This is a genomic window from Enterococcus durans (assembly GCF_002277935.1).
Classification (GTDB): Bacteria; Bacillota; Bacilli; order Lactobacillales; family Enterococcaceae; genus Enterococcus_B; species Enterococcus_B durans.
This window is the reverse complement of sequence record NZ_CP022930.1, coordinates 2,712,398-2,734,077: the sequence shown is the minus strand read 5'-3', so window position 1 is coordinate 2,734,077 and position 21,680 is coordinate 2,712,398. Positions and strand designations below refer to the sequence as shown.

At 38.9% G+C, this 21,680-nt stretch carries 14 protein-coding genes and 1 pseudogene; 12 read left to right on the top strand and 3 right to left on the bottom strand.

Features of this window, described 5'->3' with window-relative positions; genetic code table 11:
* The first annotated feature begins 9 nt into the window (after positions 1-9).
* The 10 genes from CJZ72_RS12980 (at position 10) to CJZ72_RS14955 (ending at position 11,675) form a co-directional block, all read left to right on the top strand.
* Positions 10-2,262: an alpha-galactosidase gene (locus CJZ72_RS12980; RefSeq protein ID WP_081135480.1), complete on the top strand. Its 2,253-nt coding sequence runs from the start codon at positions 10-12 to the stop codon at positions 2,260-2,262.
* Positions 2,252-4,306 carry a beta-galactosidase gene (locus CJZ72_RS12975; RefSeq protein ID WP_179135158.1) on the top strand — a complete coding sequence of 685 codons (2,055 nt, stop codon included), beginning with the start codon at positions 2,252-2,254 and terminating at the stop codon, positions 4,304-4,306. Before CJZ72_RS12980 ends, CJZ72_RS12975 begins: the two co-directional genes overlap by 11 nt.
* Before the next feature lie 526 nt (positions 4,307-4,832).
* Positions 4,833-5,438 carry a carbohydrate-binding protein gene (locus CJZ72_RS12970; protein WP_095443945.1) on the top strand — a complete coding sequence of 202 codons (606 nt, stop codon included), beginning with the start codon at positions 4,833-4,835 and terminating at the stop codon, positions 5,436-5,438.
* 581 nt (positions 5,439-6,019) lie between these two features.
* Entirely contained in the window at positions 6,020-7,186 is a 1,167-nt protein-coding gene (locus CJZ72_RS12965) for an ABC transporter substrate-binding protein (protein ID WP_081134527.1), read from the top strand.
* Positions 7,187-7,353: 167 nt separating this feature from the next.
* The gene (locus tag CJZ72_RS12960) at positions 7,354-8,232 is read left to right on the top strand and encodes a branched-chain amino acid ABC transporter permease (RefSeq protein ID WP_016176514.1); all 879 of its coding nucleotides are present in this window, start codon (positions 7,354-7,356) and stop codon (positions 8,230-8,232) included.
* A gap of 9 nt (positions 8,233-8,241) precedes the next feature.
* A complete protein-coding gene (locus CJZ72_RS12955) occupies positions 8,242-9,210 on the top strand; it encodes a branched-chain amino acid ABC transporter permease (protein ID WP_095443944.1) in 969 nt (322 codons plus the stop codon).
* Positions 9,191-9,967: an ABC transporter ATP-binding protein gene (locus CJZ72_RS12950; RefSeq protein ID WP_095443943.1), complete on the top strand. Its 777-nt coding sequence runs from the start codon at positions 9,191-9,193 to the stop codon at positions 9,965-9,967. The genes CJZ72_RS12955 and CJZ72_RS12950 overlap by 20 nt, the downstream gene beginning before the upstream one ends.
* Entirely contained in the window at positions 9,967-10,671 is a 705-nt protein-coding gene (locus tag CJZ72_RS12945; RefSeq protein WP_081134525.1) for an ABC transporter ATP-binding protein, read from the top strand. Before CJZ72_RS12950 ends, CJZ72_RS12945 begins: the two co-directional genes overlap by 1 nt.
* Before the next feature lie 3 nt (positions 10,672-10,674).
* Positions 10,675-11,328 carry a CBS and ACT domain-containing protein gene (locus tag CJZ72_RS12940; protein ID WP_005879941.1) on the top strand — a complete coding sequence of 218 codons (654 nt, stop codon included), beginning with the start codon at positions 10,675-10,677 and terminating at the stop codon, positions 11,326-11,328.
* 218 nt (positions 11,329-11,546) lie between these two features.
* Positions 11,547-11,675 carry a hypothetical protein gene (locus tag CJZ72_RS14955; protein ID WP_005879939.1) on the top strand — a complete coding sequence of 43 codons (129 nt, stop codon included), beginning with the start codon at positions 11,547-11,549 and terminating at the stop codon, positions 11,673-11,675.
* 260 nt (positions 11,676-11,935) lie between these two features.
* On the opposite strand, the gene CJZ72_RS12935 is transcribed toward CJZ72_RS14955, so the two are convergent.
* Complete coding sequence (locus CJZ72_RS12935) at positions 11,936-13,366, bottom strand: helix-turn-helix domain-containing protein (RefSeq protein WP_227260025.1); 1,431 nt, start codon at positions 13,364-13,366, stop codon at positions 11,936-11,938.
* A 179-nt stretch (positions 13,367-13,545) separates the two neighbouring features.
* On the opposite strand from CJZ72_RS12935, the gene CJZ72_RS12930 reads away from it, so the two are divergent.
* Positions 13,546-16,356: a bacterial Ig-like domain-containing protein gene (locus tag CJZ72_RS12930; RefSeq protein WP_095443942.1), complete on the top strand. Its 2,811-nt coding sequence runs from the start codon at positions 13,546-13,548 to the stop codon at positions 16,354-16,356.
* 75 nt (positions 16,357-16,431) lie between these two features.
* Positions 16,432-17,964 carry a WD40/YVTN/BNR-like repeat-containing protein gene (locus tag CJZ72_RS12925; protein ID WP_095443941.1) on the top strand — a complete coding sequence of 511 codons (1,533 nt, stop codon included), beginning with the start codon at positions 16,432-16,434 and terminating at the stop codon, positions 17,962-17,964.
* A gap of 148 nt (positions 17,965-18,112) precedes the next feature.
* Here CJZ72_RS12925 and CJZ72_RS12920 read toward each other — a convergent pair whose 3' ends face one another.
* Both CJZ72_RS12920 and CJZ72_RS12915 read right to left on the bottom strand, forming a co-directional pair.
* Positions 18,113-19,897, bottom strand: a complete 1,785-nt coding sequence (locus CJZ72_RS12920) for an ABC transporter ATP-binding protein (protein WP_081134522.1) — start codon at positions 19,895-19,897, stop codon at positions 18,113-18,115.
* Positions 19,894-21,634, bottom strand: a pseudogene (locus tag CJZ72_RS12915) (ABC transporter ATP-binding protein). The gene CJZ72_RS12920 and the pseudogene CJZ72_RS12915 overlap by 4 nt, the downstream one beginning before the upstream one ends.
* Positions 21,635-21,680 lie beyond the last annotated feature (46 nt).

The following is a 21,680-nucleotide window of genomic DNA, read 5'->3' as shown; positions in this document are numbered from 1 at the left end:
GGAAGAACAATGATAGAAATTATTAACGACACCTTATTTCATTTATATAATGAAAAAATTAGTTATGTGATGTCGATTTTACCGAATCAGCAATTAGGACATGTATACTTTGGTCCATCGCTAGGAAAACTTGCTTCCTTTGATCAAAGTTATCTAGTCAAGAAAGAAAATAAATCAGCGGGTACAGTGAAATTTTTTGAAACGGACAATTTGTTTACATTGGCAGACCGTTTTCAGGAACTGCCAGTCTATGGAACCTCTGATTTTCGGGAAGGTGCGGTATCGATCTTTGAGGAAGCGACACCTTTATATGTGGATTTTAAATTTATACAAGCCCATTGTTTTCAAGGGAAAGAACGTGATCTCGCCCAGCCAGCTAGTTTTGCGAAGACTGATGAAAGCCAAAGCATTATTTTCGAATTAGCCGATACGGAACGGAATTTGAAAATGCACATCACCTATACTATTTTCAACGGGCTAGGCACGATTACTAGAAAGCAAAAAATAATTAATTTAGACGCAAAGCCACGAAAATTAGAACGCTTACTAAGTGGTGTGCTTGAGTTGAGAAATCAAGATTTTGAGTTGCTCCATTTATCCGGTGCTTGGTTAAAAGAGCGACATATCAAGTCCACACTCCTTACTCAGGGCACAATCAGTGTTGGCTCGTTAAAAGGGGCTTCTAGCCACCAACATAATCCTTTTGTGGCATTGAAAGAGAAATGTGCTACCAATGATGTGGGGCGAGTTTATGGTGCTAATCTGATCTATTCAGGAAATTTTTTGGCGCAAGTAGAAATGGATGAATGGGACAATGTTCGTTTGATGTTGGGGATTCATCCTGCGCAATTCACTTGGACCCTTGACCAAGGAGCGTGTTTTGAAGCACCTGAATGTCTCTTTACGTTTACCGAAAATGGACTGAATGGTTTGAGCCAAGAATCTGCTCGATTTGTCGAAAAACATGTGATTTCACCCTACTGGCAAAAGCGTGACCGACCAATCGTCTTCAATAATTGGGAAGCAACTTATTTTGATTTTGATGAAGAAAAATTACTGGCCTTAGCAAAAGAAAGCCATTCTCTAGGAATGGAATGTTTTGTTCTAGACGATGGCTGGTTTGGAAAAAGAAACGATGATCGTAGTTCTTTAGGAGATTGGATAGCTGATCCGCTGAAATTTTCTCAAGGCATTGGTCGATTTGCTGAAAAAATCCATGACATCGGGATGCAGTTGGGAATCTGGTTTGAACCAGAGATGGTCTCACCTGATAGTCAGTTATATCAAACACATCCAGAGTGGGTAGTCAAGCATCCTTATGAACGAATTTCAGTGGGGCGTGGTCAATATGTGCTGGATTTTGCTAATCCGGCAGTTGTTGATGGGATTTTTCACGCAATGAAAAAAATTATTGCTGAAACAAAATTAGACTATATCAAATGGGATATGAATCGGAATATAACCGAAGCATATTCACCATATTTAGCTGAACAAGGGATTGCTCAGACTGAATTTTATCATCGTTATATCTTGGGAGTGTATGCACTGTATCAAAAAATATTGGCTGAGTTTCCTACGATTTTGATTGAAGGTTGTGCAGGTGGCGGCGGAAGGTATGACTTGGGAATCCTATTTTATAGTCCTCAGATTTGGCCGAGTGATGATAGTGACGCCGTGGAACGTTTGTCGATTCAGACTGGAACTTTACTGGGATATCCGCTTTCTTCCTTTAGCAATCACGTTTCTGCTACTCCTAACCATCAAGTTGGGCGAATCACATCACTAACTTTTCGACAAAACGTTGCGATGTTTGGGCCTTTAGGATATGAATTGGATTTATTCAATCTATCTTCTGAAGAAAAGCAAGCGATTAAGACTCAGATTGCTTTTTATAAACAACATCGACAATTATTGACATTTGGTATTTTTTATCAAGTACAGCCGATAGGACAAGGGAATGAAGTTGCTTGGGCAGTTTATGACCCGCAACAAGAGCAAGCATTGATTGGCTTTTTTAGAGTTTTAGCACAAGCAAATCCAACAGCTGAAGCTTTTTTACCGCTCACATTCATCGACCCAACTCAAGTATATCAGGCGAATGATGAAAAGGTTTCTGGCCAAATTTTGAAACAGATTGGGTTACGCAAGCCATATCAGTTTAATGGGGTCAATCCTGGGACTGCTCAAGTAACCGGTGATTTCCAATCCTATGTGTATCATCTACAATTAGCTGAAAAAAAGGAGCAGACGGATGATGAATAAATTTTTTGATCAACACTTTATGCATGGTGGAGATTATAATCCAGATCAATGGTTGGACTATCCTGAAATTTTAAAAAATGATTTGGACTACATGAAGCAAGCACATATTAATACTGTGACTTTAGGTGTTTTTGCTTGGAGTGCTCTAGAGCCAGAAGAAGGTGTCTATCGGCTTGAGTGGTTGGATGAAATTTTCGATCAAATTCAAGCGATTGGCGGTAAGGTCATTTTGGCAACACCAAGTGGTGGGCGACCTCAATGGTTGAGCCAAAAATATCCTGAAGTGAATCGAACCAATGCCCAAGGACAAAAACATACGCATGGTTTTCGCCACAATCATTGCTACTCTTCACCAATCTATCGGAAAAAGGTTCATCAAATCAATGAACAGTTGGCAAAACGCTATGGATCACATCCCGCGTTAGCAATGTGGCACATTTCCAATGAATATTCTGGAGAATGTTTTTGTGGCTATTGTCAGGAAAATTGGCGCAAATGGTTGCAAAAAAAATATGGCGACTTAGCAACGTTGAACCATGCATGGTGGATGAGTTTTTGGGGGAATAACTATTCGGATTGGTCACAAGTCTTACCACCTTCGCCATTAGGTGAACATAAAGTACATGGAATGGACCTCGATTGGAAGCGATTTGTTACCGATATGACCATTGATTTTTATTTGCATGAATGTGAGCCGATCCGTGAGCAGACTCCGGATATCCCGATAACAACTAATTTTATGGCAGAAGGACATGCTACACAAGATTTTATTCCATTAGAAGGTATTGATTACAGTAAATTTGCTCGGTATGTAGACATCGTAAGCTGGGATAGTTATCCTGATTGGAATAACGATTTTGAGACATTAGCTGCTACAGCAATGAAATCGGCTTATGTTCATGATCAATATTGGTCATTGAAGAAACAACCTTTCTTAATCATGGAATGCACGCCAAGCTTTGTCAATTGGCATCAATTCAATAAAGCGAAGAAGCCTGGTGTTCACCAACTGAGTGGGATGCAACAACTTGCTCACGGCTCTGATAGTACGCTGTATTTTCAATGGCGCCAATCTCGTGGAAATTCAGAAAAATTCCATGGAGCCGTAGTGGGACATGATAATTCTGTGAAGAACCGTGTTTTCAAAGAAGTTGCTGATTACGGAGCACGTTTGGAAAAAATTGGAGAAATCCAAGGAACGACAAGAAAAAAGAAGGTTGCGCTTCTCTTTGACTGGGAAAGCAATTGGGCATTGAAACGCGGTGGCGGCTTTGGACGACCAACTAGACGCTACCCTCAGACATTGCAGGAACATTATCGCTATTTCTGGGAACAAGACATTCCTGTTGATATCTTGACTCCTGACCAAGATTTTTCCGAATATTCATTGGTCGTCGCTCCAATGCTTTATATGATGACAAGTGTAACAATGGAAAAACTCAACAAATATGTGGCAACTGGCGGTACGTTAGTTTCTAGTTACTTTACTGGTATGGTCAATGAAAATGATCTGTTATATCTTGGTGGAGTACCACAGCCGCTAAAGGAGCTTTGGGGGATAGAAGTATTAGAGTTAGACACTCTTTATCCAGAGGAACATAATCAAATCAGCTATCAAGATCATTTTTTTGAGACGAAGGATTATTCAGCAGTTATCGAAGCAAAATCAGCGCAAGTGTTAGGAGTCTATCAGTCAGAGTTTTATCATGGCACACCTGCAATAACGAAGAATTGTTTTGGCAGAGGTACAGCTTATTATTTAGCTGCTCGTACCAGTCATGATTTTTTCAAACATTTTTATGGACAGTTGGCTAGTGAACTTAATCTTACAGAAGATGCTATTGCAAAGCCTAATCCAGAAGTGTCGATTCAAGGGAGAACAAATGCTGAGCGAGACTACTACTTTATCATGAATTTTTCTGAGCAAGAGCAGCAGCTGACACTGGTTCGTAACGTGGTTGATTTGGAAACCAACCAGGCAGTGCCACAGCAGCTTTCATTAGCACCTTATGAAGTACGAGTGGTTTACGTGGCAAAAAAATGATTTCAAGGATAATCTAGTCACTTAGGAAGTTTATAGATTAGGGAGTTTTCAATCTATATGGTGGGAGTCAGTTTACGATTTAACTATCCTCTAAACTATAAGAAACCATAGCGTAGTAACTTTTAGTTATAGTTTGTTTGATAATAGATGAAAAATATTTTAGTCCTTTTCATTTTTATCATTTATTGGAGTGATAAGAAAAACAAGAGGTCGAGACAAAGCTAATTTTAGATTTGTCTCGACCTCTTGTTCTTTTGGTGTAAGCAATAAATAATAACAAAGTAAATTAAAAGCAACAAATATCATACATATACTATCAGATAGGTATAATTTATCAGATATCAAAATTAGTAGCGATTTAAGCAGTATTTAATATACGTATTACTTTCGAAATAGCATTATTATACCTCTTATCCTAATGATAAAATAACATTTTTTAATTATTTTTGTAAAAAGTGTAGGAAAAGTGTTTTCAAATCATATTATAATCAAATTGTAACAAAAACCAAAAAAACGGAGGAGAATTATGAAAAAGAAAAATTTGTTAGTTTTAGGAATCGCACTTGGTATGTTTGGCGGGACGATCCAGGGGGCTGCTCAGACGGTCATGCAAGAAAATAACATCCAAGAGGTAGCTACAAGCGTCAGAGAATGGAAAGTGGGTACAATTGAAAATCCAGAGTTATACAATTTGAATGAAATCGTTAGCTACAAGGGTAAGGAATATAAAGTAGTACAGACACATGAAAATACTGGCAACGCACAATGGAATCCAGAAGATGCGAAGGGATTGTTCATTGATGCAAGTGAAGAAACCAATATTTCGTTTGATGGCAAGTTATCGGTGGCTGTGAATAAAGATAACCGAACAGAAGTGTATTTTAGTATTCCGAGAAATAGTACTCAATTAAATGACAGTTATAGAGTTGAAATCAATAATAAATACTATTTTTCAGTGAATAAGCAAGTCAATTATTATTGTATTCTTTCCTTTATAGGTTCAATGAATGTTTATGGAAAAGCCGATAGAGAATTGAATGAAGGAGACATTGTCACATTATGGTACCATAGTGGACCTGAAGCGAAGAAAATCCAACAAATAAAAGTGGATGCTTCTATGGTACCTAGATAGAATCCTTCAACTAAAAAACTAAGTCTGATCTGTCTAAAAAATGAAAAAGAGGGGTAACGCTTGCGTTGGATAAAAATGGGTATTAGTGTTGAAGGGATCATCGTGTATATAATATTTACTGCTAATTCAGCATGTGAACAGTATGATCGATGGGGCGTATAACTTTGGCATCAATGGGGAAAAAATGCCAAAATGTTGACTTGTCAATGTCAAAGCGTAACTAACTGAGCCGAATGAAAAAAGTTAAACAATAAAGAAATAAAAATAACTAATAAATAGTCCTGTTGTTGCTGTTTTTTAGAAAAGTAAGAGCAACATTCTCTTAAAGCTAATAGGAAATGAAGCTACATTAGTCATTCTTATTAGAATTAAATAAACATGAGAAAACCTCATTAAAATCTCGAAAAAGAATCAATTCTGATGGATACTCAGGTTGATTCTTTTTTTATGGTTCACAAGGCGATGTAATATACAGAATAAATTGAATTCTCGAAATTTTCAGAAAATTCATTGACAACTGTTTTCTTTTTGAGTATATTTTAATACATATTCAGCTTTAACTTAATTAGGGGGACACAAAAATGAAAAAAAGAATGATATTTCTAGTAGCAGCGGCTGCATTGGCACTTGCCGGCTGTGGAAGCGGGACTTCCGTAAAAAAAGAGGGGAACAGCGCGGATGCGAAGACCTTTAAGTTAGGTGTGAATCTGGAATTATCTGGAGCCGTAGCAGCATATGGAGATGTAGAATCAGACGGTATCAAACTGGCTGTTGATGAAATCAATAAAGATGGAGGGATTGACGGCAAGAAGATTGAAATCGTCGATAAAGACAATAAATCAGATAATGATGAAGCAGCTTCTGTTTCAGCTAACTTGGCAACCAATGAGAAAGTAGTAGCCCAGATCGGACCTGCGACTTCCGGTGCCTCTAAATCTTCATTGGCTAACCTAACAAAAGCAGGCGTTCCGATGATCACACCATCAGGTACAGATGATTCGATCACAGTTGACGGAGACAAGGTTCAAAAATATGCTTTCCGTTCTTGTTTCCAAGATAGTTTCCAAGGAACGATCTTAGCACAATATGCTAGCAATAAACTAAATTCGAAAAAAGCAGTTATTCTAAGTGATAGTTCAAGTGATTATGCAAAAGGTCTTTCAAAAGCATTCAAAGATGAATACAAAGGCCAAATCGTTGATGAAGAAAACTTTGTAGCAGGCGATAAAGACTTCCAAGCAATTTTGACAAATATCAAAGATAAAGATTTCGATGTTCTTTATATCCCAGCTTATTATACAGAAGCAGGCTTGATTGTTAAACAAGCACGTGAAATGGGTATCAAACAAGCGATTGTCGGCGCAGACGGTTTTGGGGATGAAAAATTCGTTGAAACTGCCGGTGCAGCAAATGCATCGAACATTTATTACACAGCTCACTTTTCAACAAGTGCTCCTGCAAGCGACAAAGTCCCAGCCTTTGTTGATGCTTTCCAAAAGAAATACAATACGGCACCTTCTCAATTTGCCGCATTAGCGTATGATGCTGTTTATATGGTTAAACAAGCAGCAGAAAAAGAAGGAACTGATTCCGCTTCTATCCAAAAAGGTCTAGCGAATTTGAAAGACTTTAAAGGCGTAACAGGGTCGATCTCTATTGATAAAAATCATAACCCTGAAAAATCTGCTGTTGTTCTTGGCTTGACGAACGGAAAAGAAAGTTCAGCTGATGCAGTAAACCCAGAATAATGGAAGAAGGGCAGAGACAATGAAGGTTGTCTTGCCCTTTCTTTTTTGAAAAAAAAGCAACGGGTATGGGATAAAAAATCGTTCCATGATTTTTTTTGTTTTATATGGATCTGGTACGAAAGCATGAGTTGTTTGCTTTTTAAATAAATGATATTGGAAGTGAGTATATGGAAGTCATTCTTCAACAGTTAGTAAATGGCCTTTTTCTAGGAAGCATTTACGCCTTATTGGCATTAGGCTATACAATGGTTTATGGCATTATTGGCTTGATCAACTTTGCTCATGGTGAAGTATATATGATTGGAAGTTTCATTGGTTTTTACTTAATTAACCAATTACACTTGAACTTTTTTATCGCAATGATCATTTCAATGATCGGAGCGGCAATATTAGGGGTAGTAGTCGAATTTTTAGCTTATCGTCCTTTGAGAAAATCAACGAGGATCGCTGCATTGATTACAGCGATAGGTGTCTCGTATTTTCTTCAAAATATCATGATCTATTTCTTCGGTTCGAATAATCGGGCGTTTCCTCAAGTGATCAAAAGAGTCGAATATCATTTAGGATTCATCACGATCAGTAATATCCAATTGTTGATCTTAGCAATTGCCTTGATCTTGATGATTTTATTACAGTTGATCATCAAGAAGACAAAGATGGGGAAGGCGATGCGGGCAGTTAGTGTCGATAGTGATGCAGCCCAACTGATGGGGATCAATGTCAACCGTACGATTTCCTTTACTTTTGCATTAGGATCAGCTTTAGCCGCTGCTGCTGGTGTCTTGATCGGTCTTTATTACAATTCGATCGATCCGACGATGGGAACTGTGCCAGGGTTGAAAGCATTTGTCGCAGCAGTATTAGGTGGAATCGGCAGTATTCCAGGAGCGGCTCTAGGTGGCTTTTTGATTGGGATGATCGAAACGATTGCGAATGCACTCGGGTTATCCATGTATAAAGATGCTGTTGTGTATGCTGTACTGATTTTGATTTTACTGGTTCTCCCTGCAGGAATACTAGGGAAAAATGTTAAAGAGAAAGTGTAGGTGAACGCCATGAAAAAACGATTGAAACTCAATATTTTTTTGCTAGTTTTGTTGCTGGCTATATATGGCGTACTGTACGCCGCTTACAGCAGTGGGTTAGTCAATTTATTTATCGATAATATTATCGTAACGATCGGCATCAATATTATTTTAGCCGTTGGATTGAATTTGGTTATTGGCTTTTCTGGTCAGTTCTCATTAGGCCACGCAGGATTTATGGCGATCGGCGCCTATTGTGGTTCGCTATTTGCGATGAACAATCCAACGATGGGTGGCTTCTTTACAGGAATAGTCGTAGGAATTTTATTATCTTCAGTGGTTGCACTTGTTGTAGGGATTCCAACTTTACGACTAAAGGGAGATTATTTAGCGATTGCGACTTTAGGGGTTGCAGAAATCATTCGTATTGCGATCGTTAATATGGAAAGTATAACAAACGGACCTTCTGGACTATTCGGGATTCCGTCTTTCGTCAACTGGCCTTTAGTCTATGGATTTGTGATTGTTACAACGCTGATCACGGTTAACTATATCCATAGTGGTGCTGGTCGGGTAACAATGGGGATTCGTGACGATGAGATTGCTGCAGAATCTATGGGAGTCAACACAACAAAATACAAAGTTATCGCTTTTGTGATTGGTGCGGCAACTGCAAGTATCGCAGGTGCATTATCTGCAAGCTATATTGGATCAATTGCGCCGAAAAACTTTGCGTTTCAAAAGTCCATCGATATCTTGATCATCGTGGTATTTGGTGGAATAGGCAGTGTGACCGGTTCAATCGTAGCCGCAATTGTTCTAGGCGTATTGAATATGTATCTACAGGATTTTGGTTCTTTGCGAATGATCATTTATTCTTTGGCATTGATCATCATCATGATTTTCAAACCAGGTGGCTTGTTAGGAACTTGGGAATTGTCTGCTAAAAAAATTTTTAGAAAAAAAGGAGGATCAGTAAATGACGATACTAAAGGTTGATCATCTTACTAAAAATTTTGGTGGCTTATCTGCGGTCTCAAATGTGAATCTTTCCTTAGAAAAAAATGAATTGGTCGGGCTGATTGGCCCCAATGGTGCAGGGAAAACGACGCTGTTCAATTTACTGACTGGTGTATATGAACCAAGTGAAGGAGAAATTCGTTTAGAAAAAGATGGAAAGTCGGAACTATTGAATAAATTAGCCCCTTATAAGATTGCTACATTGGGCCTTAGCCGAACATTTCAGAATATCCGACTTTTCAAAGAACTGACAGTTATGGACAATGTATTAATTGCGATGAATGCCAAAAATAAAGAGGGATTCCTTAGCAGTATCTTCCGCTTACCATCATTTTATAAACAGGAAGAAAAGATGGAAAGCAAAGCACGCCAACTGTTAGAAATATTCGATCTGGCTGAAAAAACTGAAACTTTAGCTAGTAACCTTCCTTATGGGGAACAACGACGATTAGAGATTGTCCGTGCATTAGCGACGGATCCGCAAATCCTCTTTTTAGATGAACCTGCAGCGGGGATGAATCCACAAGAAACTGCTGAATTGACCAAATTGATTCGAAAAATCCAAGAAGAATTCCATATCACGATTTTGCTGATCGAACATGATATGAGTTTAGTCATGGAAGTTTGTGAACGAATCTATGTACTCGAATATGGACAGATCATTGCGGAAGGACTTCCTGAAGAAATCAGGAGTAACCAACGAGTGATCGAAGCATATCTTGGAGGTGACCTATAATGTTGAAAGTAAATGATCTATCTGTCCATTATGGTGTGATCCAAGCAGTGAGAGGAATCAGTTTGGAAGTTAATGAAGGGGAAATCGTGACATTGATTGGCGCAAATGGAGCAGGTAAGACGACTGCTTTACGGACGATTTCAGGGCTCGTTAAGCCTTCATCTGGAACGATCGAATTTGAAGGAAAGCCAATCCAAAAGGTCTCTCCACAAAAAATCGTGACCCATGGTATCTCGCAAGTACCAGAAGGGCGTCATGTGTTTCCAGGATTGACTGTTCAAGAAAATTTAGAAATGGGTGCCTTTTTACGAAAAGATAATGAAGGAATCAAAAAAAGTTTTTCTGAAATCTACGAACGTTTTCCGATTCTAAAGGAACGTAAAAATCAGGATGCTTCCACTTTGTCGGGGGGAGAACAGCAAATGCTTGCGATGGGGCGCGCATTGATGTCTAAACCACGTCTATTGTTACTTGATGAGCCATCAATGGGGTTGGCACCGATTTTCATTAAAGAGATTTTCAATATCATTCAGGAAATCCAACAACAAGGAACCACCGTTTTATTGATTGAACAAAATGCAAAAATGGCTTTGTCAATTGCAGATCGCGGGTATGTAATCGAAACGGGGAAAATTGTTTTACAAGGAACTGGCGCGGAATTACTAGCGAGTGAAGAAGTGAAAAAAGCATATTTGGGAGGATAAAGGATGAGCGTAAAAGATTTTATGACGAAAGAGTTGGTCGTGGTAGATCCTCAAACAAAAATATTTGATGCAGTTGATTTGATGAAAAAGTACGAGATCCATCGGTTACCTGTCGTTGAAAATAATAGTTTAATTGGCTTGATCACTGAAGGGACGATCCAAGCAGCAATGCCTTCACAAGCAACCAGTCTGAGTGTGTTTGAAATAAATTACCTATTGAATAAAACCACAGTCAATGATGTAATGATCCGTGACGTACAAACTATTGCACCGAATGATTTATTAGAAGATGCGATCTATCTGATGAGAAAGAAGAATATTGGGGTCTTACCAGTCGTAGACATGAGAGAAAACTTGGTAGGAATCATCACAAATAATGATATATTTGACGCTTTTTTGAAAATCACCGGTTATACAGATGGGGGCACAAGAATCCAGCTTCGAATCGAAAAAGACCAACGAGGCGTATTAGCTGAAGTCTGCCAAGTGCTTTCATCCCATGGCTATAACATTGCAACAGTTGTAGTGAATCGTAATGAAACAGAAACGATCATCGAATTCCAAATCTCTACACAAGAGGTCAAAGAGTTGAAAGAATTTTTGGAAGCAGAGGGCTATACTGTATTAGAAGCAATGCTGACAAACGTAAAAAAATAGGTATGTCGAAAGTCTAAGGATCTCTAAAGGTTAGATGAAAAATCTAATTTTTAGGGATCTTTTCGTTAAAGTAGGGTATATTTTAGAGAAATAGCTAATTTTCTTCTTGAAGACTACTAAAGAGGAAGTAATATTGGTATACTATATCAGTCTTCCTGTAATGGTTAGCGAAAAAAATAATGAAAATCAATAGGATAATCAAAAGAGGTGTAAAATCAGTGGACACAAAAGAGAAAATGCTTGAATTGATCAAAAAGAAACAAGGCGGTGGTCGTTCAAAAAAAATGCAAGAACCAAAAAATGATCGCAGCAATATGCGTAAAGGACCAAAAATATATAACAAGTAGGTTTAAAGAAGAGAGTGGTTGAATGTCAAGAGTATGAAAAGATTCATGTGATTTTCAATATTCTTGGATATTTTTACTTATTTTTTGAAATAACTAGTTATGTTGGAACGATTTGTGCAAAAGAGGTCGAGACAAAAGTCGTTTAGGTTTGAGAAATTGGAGAGAAAAGAGGTTGGGATAAAAGTGTTTCTTACTTTGTCCTAGCCTCTTTTTTTGAAATTGCCGAAAGACCTGATTTTTAGATTTGTCCCACACCCTTTTTAGTTGAACGCACTCAGATTTAAAAGTAGTTGGTGAAGGTCCAACCACTCTTTTTCTTGTGGCAGAGAAGAAAGTGTAAAAACAGGGCAATTTTTCCAATCCTCCCAAAGATGATTGCAGACGATCAATGACACGTCAGAGGGAAGGTCCTTTCTATAAGCATGTGTGCCTGTTGCAAATAATGGCTGGATGGATCGAGGAATGATCTGTTCCACTAATTTCAGCAAGTAAGAGGAGAGACCGGCATTACCATGAAAAGAAAAGAATACCTTGATCTGGGTCGTGTTAGCTGCCTTTAGTAAAGAATAATGGAACATGGTAAAGGACAAAGCAACATGTTCAGGATGAAGAATGGGGAAAAATTGCTGTACATTGGGTGTTTTTAAATAGATATACCAGTCTTCATAAAGTTTTTTTAAATGTAACGGCAAATCAAAGGAGTCTTTTAAGGGATTTTTTTGATAATGGCTAGAAACATGAGACAAAAGCCTTAGATTAACGGAAAAAGCATATAGTTCATCAGTATTTTCAACAGAGGGAATCATTGGTAGAAAAAACTGATGATATGTATCGTAGTGTTCACGGTCTTCAGGGTAGCAGAATTGGTCAGCATCGCTTGAATAGACGACACAATTTAGAAAGACTATGTACAGCCAAATCAACTCCTCATGAGGAATCGTCTGAGTTCTGAAAGTTGCTTTGAATAGGTACCTGACTCTTTTCTTGAACTGAGTGAAGCTTTCTCGAAAAGTAATGTCTTCTTTTAATGCAAGGTCAAGTACAATGGGATATTTATGAGATAATCGTTTCGTTAAAATAATCAGCCAGAGCTGTGCTTTTAGAGGATCGATCGGTAGGCCGATAAGTGTTTGAACAAATTTCATAAAATTTGAATCAACAGGAATGCCTTCTGCCGTAAAATCAATATTGAAACTTTGATAAAAATCAAAAAGAAAGCAACGGATATCTGCCTCACTTCCTTGGATTTTCATAGGAGATGTCTGCCATTGCAAGTGATAGGTCTGCAGTTCTTTGTTCAGTTGTTTGATGATTTTTCGAATGCGTGATTGCGATGAGTAAAGGGTGGCAGCTGCTGATTGTAGTGAGCGTATCCGTCCACGGAAATACTGATCGATCAATTGAAAGACAGGCGTGTGTTTTGCTAGATCTAAAATGATGGTCTCGATTTTTGGAGAACGAGGTACCATAAGTTGGTAACCTATTCTTTTTTGAAATGTGATCGCCATTTCTTTTGGGAGAATCTGTCGTAAAGCTTCAATATCAGAGCGTAAAGTCGGTGACGATGTTTTTGTTACGTTGCTTAGTTCCTTCGATGTAGAAGGGTGGTCTTTCTTATTTAAATATTGAAGGATCAGTATCTGACGTTGGAATTGTTTGTTCTCCTGTAGCCTAAAAAATAAATTATCCATAGAGACCTCCTAGATCATGTAATCACTACTTTTTATATACGTATTTTTTTATTTATCTTTTTATTTTTTAGATGAAATTTTGTCCTTTTTTTTCTTTGAAAGAAAAAAAGAGAAATCTTTTGTCGCAAATAAACAGTAAAATTTAAAGTGCATGATTATGGATGAGGAGGAAAAGACCAATGTTCAGACAGAAATTTTTTAAAGTCTCGCTTGCTTTGATGCTTGCTGGCAACACTTTTATTTCTACAGCGGCAAATCATTACGCAGAAGAAGTTGCTGAACAAGAAATGAGCGTTCCACAAGATGAAGAGAAGAAAGATGATGGGAAGATAGATGATACAGTTACTTCATCTCCAGAAAATAATGAAGAACAACTACCTGAAAAAATACCTGAGGAAGCAACTACGAAGCCATTGGAACCAGTTGAGCCTAGCGAAGAATCCCCTGTCGATGAGACGATAGATATCCCTATTGCGGAAGAGGTTACCGAAGCCTCCCCACCCGAAAATGTACTGATGGATGAGCAAGAAAAAACGGCAATAAACGAGCAAAAAGAAAAAGCGACGGAATCAACTGACATAGCAAAAGATACAGATCTAGCAAGCGGTACATATGGAACGAGTCCTTGGCGTATTGATGCGCAAGGGATATTATACATAGACGGTGGCGAATTAGGTGAAGCTACAATGAGTGTCAGAGCACCGTGGTATATTTATCGCTCTTCGATCACTAAGATTATTTTTACGGCACCTACGCTGGCAAATGCCCACTCTCTTGGCCTGTTTTTTGATATGAACCAAGTGACGATGATTGAGAATCTAGAGTATTTAGATACGAGTCATGTAGGGGATATGAGGTATTTCTTTTACTGGTGTTCTAAATTGACCAATCTGGATGTATCTGGGTTTGACACGACGAATGTGACAAATATGAGCTATATGTTCTATGGCTGTTCACAGCTTGTCTCACTGGATCTATCGACTTTCAACACAAGCAATGTGACACAGATGGGCAGTATTTTTTATGACTGCCATTCGCTCACTTCACTAAATGTATCTTCCTTTGATACGAGCGGAATGACGAATATGAGCTACATGTTTTACAACTGTTCAGAGCTCACTACATTGGATATCTCCAATTTTGATACGAGAAATGTCGATGACATGAGCCATATGTTTCGCAGTTGTAGTAAGCTGACCCAACTGGATGTGTCGGGCCTCGATACACACCAAGTCACGGATATGTCATTTATGTTTTATGGGTGTTCAGGACTAAGGGCACTGTCACTTCAGAATTTTGATACAGCCAAGGTCCTCAACATGCATTACATGTTTTATAACTGCGCCGCGCTGACGTCTTTGCCTGTTGAGGGGTTTGACACAAGTCGAGTAACCTCAATGCGCTACATGTTTTATGGCTGTAACAACCTGACAGATGTGGATGTGTCTAATTTTGATACGCGTAATGTCACGACTATGAGCTATATGTTTTATGGATGTAGTGCCCTTGCAGTGGTAGATGTGTCTAATTTTGCCACACCAAAAATCAAATTTATGAATTATATGTTCACAAATTGTTCAAAATTAAAAGCACTAGATATTTCCGCAGTATCTACAGGAGCATTAGAGGAAATGAACCAATCATTTTCGGGAATGTCACAATTATCGACTCTGACACTTAGACCTAATTTTCAATTTCTGCCTGAGGCCAATCTTCCGGCTATTCCTACAGTTGAACCTAATACAGGCTATTGGCAAAATGTCGGAGCAGGGACAGTAGCGATACCAAAAGGAGACCATATACTGACCTCGGATCAATTGATGGCTACTTATACTGGTACGATGGCGGACACCTATGTTTGGCAAAAAACGCTCAACCTAGAATCGATTTCTGTAAAAGATGCGACTCTCTATGTTAATGACTTATGGGACCCAGCAGACAACTTTATTTCTGCGACTGATAAAGACGGCAATGCGATGGATTTTGATCCTAGCATGGTCACTGGAACAGTAGATACTTCTGTGGCGGGCATAACACCGATCACTTATACGAATGGAAGCGCAAGTCAAGTAAGCACTGTCACAGTGAAAGAAAATATGGAAAGTATCGTCATCAGAAATTCATTATTGTATGTGGGAGATAAGTGGGATCCGGCTGCAAATTTTGTTTCGGCAACAGACAAAGATGGGAATAGTCTTGCATTTGATCCTACTATGGTCACTGGCGATGTAAATGTTAAAGTCCCTGGCAACTATCAGGTAACTTATACGAATGGAAGTGCGAGCCAGCTTGCAGAGGTTACTGTTAAGGAAAATAAAGAAACGATCGTAGTAAAAGATTTGACGATTTATGTAGGGGATACTTGGAACCCGGCGGATCAATTTATTTCAGCGACAGACAAGGCGGGGAGTCCGTTGTTCTTTATAAAAGAGATGGTGAGTGGAGTAGTAGATAGTAAGAAAATCGGAACTTATAAAGTGGTATTTAGAAATGGACAAGCTGAACAACAGACAACAGTAACGGTCAAAGAAAACAAAGAAACGATCCATGCGAAGGATTCGACACTCAGCGTAGGAGATTCGTGGGATCCGATCGATAATTTTCTTTCGGCAACAGACAAAGAAGGAAAAAGTGTTCCTTTTGAGATGAACATGGTTGACGGATCAGTCGACACGTCGAAAGTCGGGATTTACCCAGTCACTTACAAAAATGGTAGAAAATCTGTTTCAGTGTTTATCCATGTCGTCAAGAAAGAAACCAATAGTAAACCTAAACCGCCTAATCAAAATGGTCAAACGCCAACAGACAACACGAACAATCAGCAGACCACAACGCCAAAAGCCACAACTAAGCCAGCAAGTTCTATTGCTAATGAAGGAAAAAACCTTCCTAAAACAGGTGAACGTTATTCTTTTGCAACAGCTTTAGGGTTTGGCATATTGGCTGTAGCGTTGACACTGATTTATAAAAAAAGACAAAAAAGTAAATAAACGGTAAATAGATTTTTAATAGACTAGTCAGACTCCTTTTTTTACGGCATACTGTAAAAAAGGAGTCTGACTTTTATGGACAATGAACTATTGATTATTGAATTACTTTCCACCAAACAAAAAATAATGATGATTATCAAGAAGCAAACGAAAAAAATGAGTGTAATGTTGGGGTTTTATTTTATCGGAGCGCTGTTCTTTTTTTATGGACTTGCGGGAATCGTCCATCAGTATCTACTAAATAGAGGGATTTCTTATTCTTCGATTGATCGTGTAACGAATCTCTATGGATTTTCCAAAGCATGTGGGTTTTTTGTCATATTGATTTTGTTCTTATTGTTTTCTTTTTTATGGGGAAGATATCACTATATTTCCCGGCACTTTGACCAGTGGATCGAAAAACGAGTAGAAAATCATTTCTATGCCAAAGCCCCTATACAAGATCTTCCTTCTATTTTTTTGTTTGAAAAGAATGAATTGAAAATGATCGTAGCAAAAAAGGATTGTTTTTTTCTTTCCAAAACGATTGATGATGTGTCCTTGTTTTTGGGTATTTACAAGTGGTATGGCATGGATCGGTACGCTATTTTTATAGAAACGGATGAAATAATGGAAACTGTTCCTGAAATAAGAACTGTGTTCAGTCGGCATTTTGCACTAGGAGCAGGGTTGTTGCTGTTAGGTCTAGGCGGGGCTTTTTTCTACGCTTCAGGAGGTCCAATCAGTGGGATACATGGATCAACGATCGCTAAAGTCGCAGTGACACATTCTTCAGAACGGTCCGATGATGGGGATCTCTTGAAAGATCCAAAAAAAGAAGTTCAATTGGTGGCAAGTCAAACGAATGACTTGAAGATTGATCAGGAGACGAAAAAATTATATATGACAACAGATCAAGGTAAACAGTGGCGATTTGTACCGCTGGCGCTTGACTGGGTCCGCTTTGGAGACTATACACTGACTTCTGGAACTGTTCCAGTTGGTTACTGGATGGATAAAACATTTGATCTATCTCCTGATTTTTCTTGGTTTCTCTATTCACCTGATCAGCAAGATGTATATATGCTGACTTCGACTGACGCTGGGAAGAATTGGGGCAAAAATCTAATTATGAATCATGGAGAACGAGTGAGGTATAGAAAAGCAACTTTTTTGAACAGTGATCAAGGAATCGTCATGTTGTCTACTGACAATGGGATGTCTGCAGAAAATTTACAGATCTATACAACAAACGATAAAGGAAAGTCTTGGACATCAACTGGTGGCACAGTGATCGACCAACCAATCCAAAATGTTAGTTTTGTAACAACTTCTCTCGGCTTTGTTTCTACCAGAGAAAAACTCTACTATACAGCAAATGGCGGAAGGTCGTTCAAAGAATCTATTGTGACCATTCCTGCGGATTATCAAACAGGAGGATTGGACTTGTTCCAATCGCCGAATGAGGTGACCCAAGTCAGCGCAAATAAGTTAGAAGCAAAATTTTATCTTTTGAAGGCAAATTCGATCGATATTGGGAAAATGTTTGCTTGTCTGTTTACCTCGACTGATAATGGCGAGACGTGGCAATTTGAGCAGCAGTTATCCCAAGTAGATATCAATGATTAGTGAACTAAACGGTGAGGCACACTATTAAAGAAAGTAAAAACATCAATGGACAGATCCAAAAAGAAGGGATCTGTCCAGAAGATGTTTTTGCTTTTTTGTTTGAAGAAAGAACGATTTCACTAAGAACCATGAACAGTCTTTACCGTTTTTACGTTGTTTGAAATTGGCTGTTATACAAGCTAGCATAGAGCGTGGGTTTGCTCAATAGTTCTGTATGAGTGCCTTGTTCCACGATATCACCGTTTTCCATGACGAGGATCAAATCCGCATTTTCAATGGTAGACAGTCGATGTGCGATCACAAAGCTAGTACGGTTTTCTGTCAAGGCACTCATTGCTTGCTGGATCAATGCTTCTGTTCGTGTATCTACACTAGAAGTAGCTTCATCCAAGATTACGACAGCAGGATCAGCTAATACGACACGAGCGATAGTTAGAAGCTGCTGCTGGCCTTGTGAGAGAGTGCCGTTTTCACTTGAGATGATTGTATCATAACCGTTTGGTAAGGTTCGGATGAAATGGTCACATTGCGCTATTTCAGCTGCATGGATGATCTGCGCTCTTGTCGCTTGGCGTTTCCCGTAGGCGATATTCTCGGCAACAGTTCCTTCAAACAACCAAGTATGCTGTAAGACCATCCCAAAATGCTTTCGCAACTCATTTCTTGATAACTTGGTGATGTCGATCTGGTCAAACTCGATTTTCCCTTTTGTTAATTCGTAAAAACGCATCAATAGGTTCACGAGTGTTGTTTTTCCTGCTCCAGTAGGGCCAACGATCGCAATCGTCTGTTTAGGTTTGACCGAAATAGTTACATTTTCCATCAATTGTTTATCTGGAGTATAGCCAAAGCGCACCTCTTTAAATTCGATGGCTCCTTTAGGCGAAGAGAGGTATTGTTCTTGACTATCAGGTAGTTCATTTGGTTCATCCATGATCTCAAATATCCGGTCGATCGCAGCCATCGCAGATTGGATAGCATTGATAACGTAAGAAGCAGTGGAGATCGGTTCTGAAATCTGATTGATGTATTGGAGATATGCTTGTAGTAGGCCGAGGGTGATGCCACCAGATAAAACCAGAATTCCTCCAAGAATGGCACTAACGATAAAAGCAAGTTGATTCATTAGACGAATGACTGGATAAATCGCAAAATTCATAAATTGTGCTTTTTTAAAGGCTTGATAGTGCGTTTGATTGATCTTGCGTATCGACTCGATGGCCTGATCCTGCTGATTAAAAGTTTTGATCACTAGATTTCCTGCAAGATATTCTTCCATTTTATTGTTCAAAGAGCCAAGTTCTGCTTGATTTTTATCTGAGATCTGTTTGTTTTTATTTGCAAATCGGTGGGTTACGTAGGCACTCCCAATAATCAATAGGATAACGAGTAATGTCAACTTTGTATTGATGTAAAATAACATTACAATAGAAAATGTTATCGTCGCCAATGACGTGAGAAATTGGTTGATCCCAGTGAGTAAGACTTGAGATACCTGATTCAATCCAGTCGTTGTTCGACTGATGATCTCGCCCACCTGGTGTTGATCAAAGAAAGCCATCGGTAGTGTTTTGAATTTTTTTGTGATTTCTTTTCGAACAGTAAGGGCGATTTTTTCACTTAAAGTGGCCATTGTCCGCTCTTGGATAAATGAAGTGATACTGCTGAGAAAAGAAAAGGTAATCAGTAATATGACTGGCATCAAAAGGGTATCTTTTATGTCTGAGAGCGACATATCCATCATGCCGACTTCACTGATCCGCTGTAGTAATTGGTCGATGCCGATACCCATGATCATCGGCATTGCGACGACTAATAAATTACCGATCAAACTGCAAAGAAGCAAGCCGTAAAAAATAGGGTGATCTGCTTGGATCATTTTCCAAAAACGCATCAAACTTTGTTTTTTGCTATTCATTTTGTTTTTCGTCATGCTATCCCTTCCTTCACTATTCCTTGTGATTTCGCAAATTCCTGATAAGAATCGCAATTGGCGAGTAGTTGTTCGTGCGTACCTTCCCCGACGATCTTACCGTTATCCAAAACGATGATAGTATCTGCGTGCATGATCGTGCTGAGTCTTTGTGCGACAATGACGAGCGTTTTATCCGACATCTCATCTTGTAAAGCCTGTCTTAAAGTAGCATCAGTTTTGTAATCTAGTGCTGAAAAACTATCATCAAACACATAAATCTCAGCCGGCTTGATCAATGCTCTGGCAATACACATTCTTTGTTTTTGTCCGCCCGAATAGTTGTCGCCTCCTTGAGCCACAAAACTATCTAGACCAGCGGGTAATTTAGCTAAGACTTCTTCCAATTGAGAGATGCGCAGCGCTTGGTTTAGTTGCTCGCTTGATGCTTCTTCATTTCCCATGGCAAGGTTTGAACGAATGGTCCCGCTGAACAAGAAAGCTTTTTGAGGCACATAACTGATTATTTGACGGATCATTGTTTGTTCCAATTCTTGAAGTGGTTGCCCGCCAAGCAGGATTTCGCCACTGGTTGTATCATTTAAACGTAGAAGTAGTTTAGCAATCGTGCTTTTTCCGGAACCAGTACCGCCTACGATTGCAGTTGTTTTTCCTCTAAGAATATCAAAATGTAGATCTTCTAGTACAGGTTCAGAATCTTTTGAATAACTAAATGAAACATGCTTAAAAGACAAAATTGGCTCCTCAGTTAGAGACAATAACTCATTCTTTGGCTGTTGTGGTTCTTTGATTTCAATCGGTGCCTCAAGTATTTCTTCTATTCTTTTCAGAGAAGAAATAGATTTAGGGATGACAACTAAGACCATCGCCGCTGTCATCAAATAAGCTAGGGTCAACATCGAATATTCAACGATTGCTGTAACGATCCCGATCTGGAGCGAACCATTACTTACCAATGTGCCACCAAACCACAAAATAGCACTATAAACGATCCCCATGAGTAAGAAAGCAATTGGAGTCACCCAAGCGAATATCCGATTGACTTTGATCATCTGGTCTGCATACTCTTCAAATGTTTGATTTGTCCGTCGTTCCTCATACTCTTGATTGTTGAATGCACGGATCATGGTGACTCCAGTAAAAAACTCCCTTAAAGTGATCGTGATCCGGTCCATTTTAGGTTGGATCTTTAATGAAAGAGGCGTACCTTTTTTCATTAAAAAATAAATGACCCCAGCATAAACCACCACAGAAGTCAACGTGATTATTGTTAAGGTAAACGAGTATTGGAACATCATCACCAAAGTAAAGACCGCAATGATCGGTGCAGGCAAGATCAATTGACAAAATAAGACAAGCATCTGTTGGACGTTGTCCACGTCATTTGTCATTCGCGTTAACAGAGAACCAGTACCAAAGCGATCGGCATCTTTGATGGATAATTGCTGGAACTTAGCAAAATATCTTTCACGTGTTTGGTAGCCAAACTTAGCGGATACTAGTGCGGAAAAGTAGCTGGAAGCAATTGCTGCCAGTGAACCGAATAATGCGACGATCAGCATTTGCCCGCCAATCGCATAGATTTTCGTTTTCTCACCACTGGCAATGCCGACATCGATCAGTGTTGCGACTAGCTTGGGAACGCCAAGGGTCCCGATGATCTGCAAACAGATAAATAAAAAAGTGAAAAAAAACGATTTTTTTATTCTTCTGTAAAAATTGTTTTAGTAATTGCATATATGTTCCTCCTTTTTTTCTGACAAATATGAATTCTACACCTTCA